This is a genomic window from Neobacillus jeddahensis, from assembly GCF_000612625.1.
In the GTDB taxonomy this organism is placed as follows: domain Bacteria; phylum Bacillota; class Bacilli; order Bacillales; family Cytobacillaceae; genus Neobacillus; species Neobacillus jeddahensis.
This window is the reverse complement of the sequence record NZ_CCAS010000111.1, coordinates 1-3420: the sequence shown is the minus strand read 5'-3', so window position 1 is coordinate 3420 and position 3420 is coordinate 1. Positions and strand designations below refer to the sequence as shown.

The following is a 3420-nucleotide window of genomic DNA, read 5'->3' as shown; positions in this document are numbered from 1 at the left end:
GGGGAAAATAAAACATTACTTTGCCGGTGGAAATACGGCGAGAGGATTCCATAGTCTGTATGACTCGAATTTGCAAGGACTTGATCGCTTATTTATATTAAAAGGTGGCCCGGGCACAGGCAAATCATCACTAATGAAGAAAATTGGCCATGAGTGGGTTGAAAAGGGCTTTCATGTTGAGTTCCTCCATTGTTCATCCGACAATGATTCGATTGATGGAATGCTCATCCCTAGATTAAAGGTGGGGATTGTCGACGGGACGGCACCACATGTGATTGAGCCAAAGGCACCTGGGGCTGTCGAGGAATATATTAATCTCGGTGAAGCTTGGAATGCCCGTGCACTGAGTGCGCAGAAAAAGGTCATTCAAACGTTGACAAGGCAAATAAATGAAGCCTTTCAAACTGCCTACGCGACGTTTAAGGAAGCGTTGGAAATTCATGATGACTGGGAAAAAATCTATATTAACAGTATGAATTTTAAGAAGGCCGATCAATTAACAAATAAATTAATTGATACTTTCTTTGGAAAAATGAAATTAAATAAAGTGCCTGATGTGCGTCATCGCTTCTTGGGGGCAGCAACGCCAACGGGAGCGGTCGATTATGTTCCCAATTTGACAGAGGAAATTGCCAAACGCTACTTTATCAAGGGTCGGCCGGGCTCGGGAAAATCAACAATGTTGAAAAAGCTGGCTGCCGCTGGTGAGGAACGCGGCGTCGATGTGGAAGTCTATCATTGTGGATTTGATCCCTATAGTCTTGATATGGTCATTTTTCGCGAACTAGGGATTGCTATTTTCGATAGTACTGCCCCGCATGAATATTTTCCAAGCCGGGACGGCGACGAAATTATCGATATGTATGAAATCTTGATAGAACCAGGCACGGACGATCTATTTGCTGATATTATCAGTAAAATAGCAACAAAATATAAAAACAAAATGACAGAAGCAACAAGCTATCTCACCAAAGCGAAGGCACTGCATGATGAGCTGGAAGAGATTTATGTAGCTGCCATGGATTTTTCTGCGGTCGAAAGAATACAAGTAAAAATAGCGGACGAAATCAACGATCTGGCGGCAGCGACACAGGTTTAATAACAGGATAGGTAGAAAAAAGTGCCGGGGAGTCCCGACACTTTTTATTTCGTTTTACTTTTTTGACCCTTATTTCGTTTATTGCCTTTACTGTTATCACCGCTGACAAACTCAGCGGCAAATTCAGCTTCGGCATTGCCAGCCTGTGGTGAATTTTGATTGCGGCTCCCTTTATTTTGCTTCTTAGTCATCGTATATCCCTCCTTTTTTACTAACCTTAGTATGGAGCTGGGAAAAGTGGTTTATTCCGAAAAAATAAAGGGGAAAATGGAAGAAAGTAGAATACATTAGGGGACTCTGATTATGGGAGGGAATGAGCTAGTTGTCTACAAACATCGATGTATTAATAAGGCTATTTGAAGAACATCGCAATGAAGCAAACGCGGAACCGATGAAGAATTATATGAAGGACCATTTTTCATTTCTGGGCATAAAATCGCCGTTACGGAAAGAACTAGAAAAGCAGTTTTTTACCGATACGGGAATTATTAAAGAGCCGTTTAACAAGGAAATGATAGCGGAACTTTGGGAAAAGGATGAACGCGAATATCAATATACCGGGTTGACGTATTTGGAAAAATCGCTCAAAAAGTTAGAAAAAAGCGATTTGCCTTTTATTGAATGGCTGCTGACAACCAAATCCTGGTGGGATACCGTTGATGCACTTGCCGCCAAACCCGTTGGCAAGATTGCCGAGAAGTTCCCAGAGATCATCGAGGAAACGATTGCTGGCTGGGCCGTCCATGAAAATATGTGGCTGCGCAGAACGGCGATTTTGTTTCAATTGAAGTATAAACAAAAGACAAATGAGGAACTGCTCTATCAATACATACGACAAAACGCTACTAGTAAGGAATTTTTTATTCAAAAAGCGATTGGCTGGGCATTGCGAGAATATTCGAAGACAAATCCCGCTTCGGTGAAGCAGTTTATCACCGATCAGCCGCTTGCTCCGTTAAGCATTCGTGAAGGCAGCAAGTATTTGGACTGAGCAAAACGGGTTCATGATTCAGGTGTTCATGTTATGATGGGAAATATATGAAAATCGGAAGCGCCAGCTAGGAGCTGGGGCTAGACGAATGATAATAGTGGCACGCTAATGTGCAGAAACTAATCAAATTTATGAAAGCAAAAGGTGGAGCAGCATGATGAAATGTATCGCATCAGATATGGATGGAACGTTATTAAATTCAGTTCAACAAATTAGTGAGGAAAATAAACAAGCGATTTTAAAAGCACAAGCACAGGGAGTCGAATTTGTGGTCGCCACAGGGCGATCCTATCAGGAGGCAACCTATGTGTTAGCAGCAGCTGGCCTCTCTTGCCCGGTAATTTGTGTAAATGGCGCAGAGGTCCGCTCTAAAGAAGGCAAGATTCTGTCCTCTAATCCGTTAAGTAAAGAGTTAGCAAGAGTGGTTGCAGCAAAGCTAGCGGAAAATGATGTTTATTACGAGGTTTATACAGATAAGGGTGCGTTTACGGTTGATTTGGATAAAGCCGTTTCGACACTTGTTGATATTATTATCAGTGCAAACCCTGAGGCAGATCGCGATGAGGTAGCATACGCGGCGGGAGCAAGAATACGTGATGGCTTGGTCCAAACGGTTGCCAATTATGAACTTCTATTTGCCGATGAGAACGTACAAATCTATAAGGTGCTGGCCTTTTCCTTTGATGCTAGTAAGCTTGCGGCAGCAGGAAAGGCCTTGGAAGGCTATACGGAACTAGCGGTTTCCTCCTCTGGTCATGAAAATCTTGAAATTACCCATCAGGATGCGCAAAAGGGTCTTGCCCTTGAGGCGTTTGTTCAGACAAAAGGAATTGACCTGGCAGACACGATGGCGATTGGTGATAGCTTCAATGATGTCTCGATGCTAGAGCGGGCCGGCAGATCGATCGCGATGGGCAATGCCAGCTATGAAATTAAGGCCCTTTGTGATGAAATTACGGATACGAATGACGAACACGGCGTCGCTGCCGCCATTCTCGACGTTTTATAAAAGAAAGGATCTATGACCAAGGCTGGTTCTATTTTATTAATGCTGATGATGCTGCTTTTGGGCTGTTCTATGTTTGAAAAAGAGAAAAAAGGTACTTAGTCAAGGCGACTAATGCCCGTGAAGCCTGAAAAGAAGAAAAAAAGGTAACTAGTCAGGGCGACTAATGCCCGTGAAGCCTGAAAAAGAGAAAAAACGGAAACTAGTCGAAGTGACTAATGCCCGTGAAGGCTGAGAAAAAGAAAAAACGGAAACTAGTCGAAGTGACTAATGCCCGTGAAGACTGAGAAAAAGAAAAAACGGAAACTAGTCGAAGTAACTAAT

Annotated in this window: 4 protein-coding genes; 3 read left to right on the top strand and 1 reads right to left on the bottom strand. The window is 43.0% G+C overall.

Annotated features, from left to right (window positions below; all coding sequences use genetic code 11):
• Positions 1-1099, top strand: a 1099-nt coding sequence (locus TY15_RS22635) for a PRK06851 family protein (protein WP_074432863.1), incomplete at its 5' end; no start/stop codon positions are given.
• Positions 1100-1143: 44 nt separating this feature from the next.
• Here TY15_RS22635 and TY15_RS24805 read toward each other — a convergent pair.
• Positions 1144-1290 carry a hypothetical protein gene (locus TY15_RS24805; protein ID WP_179301800.1) on the bottom strand — a complete coding sequence of 49 codons (147 nt, stop codon included), beginning with the start codon at positions 1288-1290 and terminating at the stop codon, positions 1144-1146.
• Between the two features lie 131 nt (positions 1291-1421).
• Between TY15_RS24805 and TY15_RS22630 the strand changes: the two genes are divergently transcribed.
• Together TY15_RS22630 and TY15_RS22625 are read left to right on the top strand one after the other, a co-directional pair.
• Positions 1422-2090: a DNA alkylation repair protein gene (locus TY15_RS22630; RefSeq protein ID WP_040206813.1), complete on the top strand. Its 669-nt coding sequence runs from the start codon at positions 1422-1424 to the stop codon at positions 2088-2090.
• Between the two features lie 154 nt (positions 2091-2244).
• Complete coding sequence (locus TY15_RS22625; RefSeq protein ID WP_040206814.1) at positions 2245-3099, top strand: Cof-type HAD-IIB family hydrolase; 855 nt, start codon at positions 2245-2247, stop codon at positions 3097-3099.
• Positions 3100-3420 lie beyond the last annotated feature (321 nt).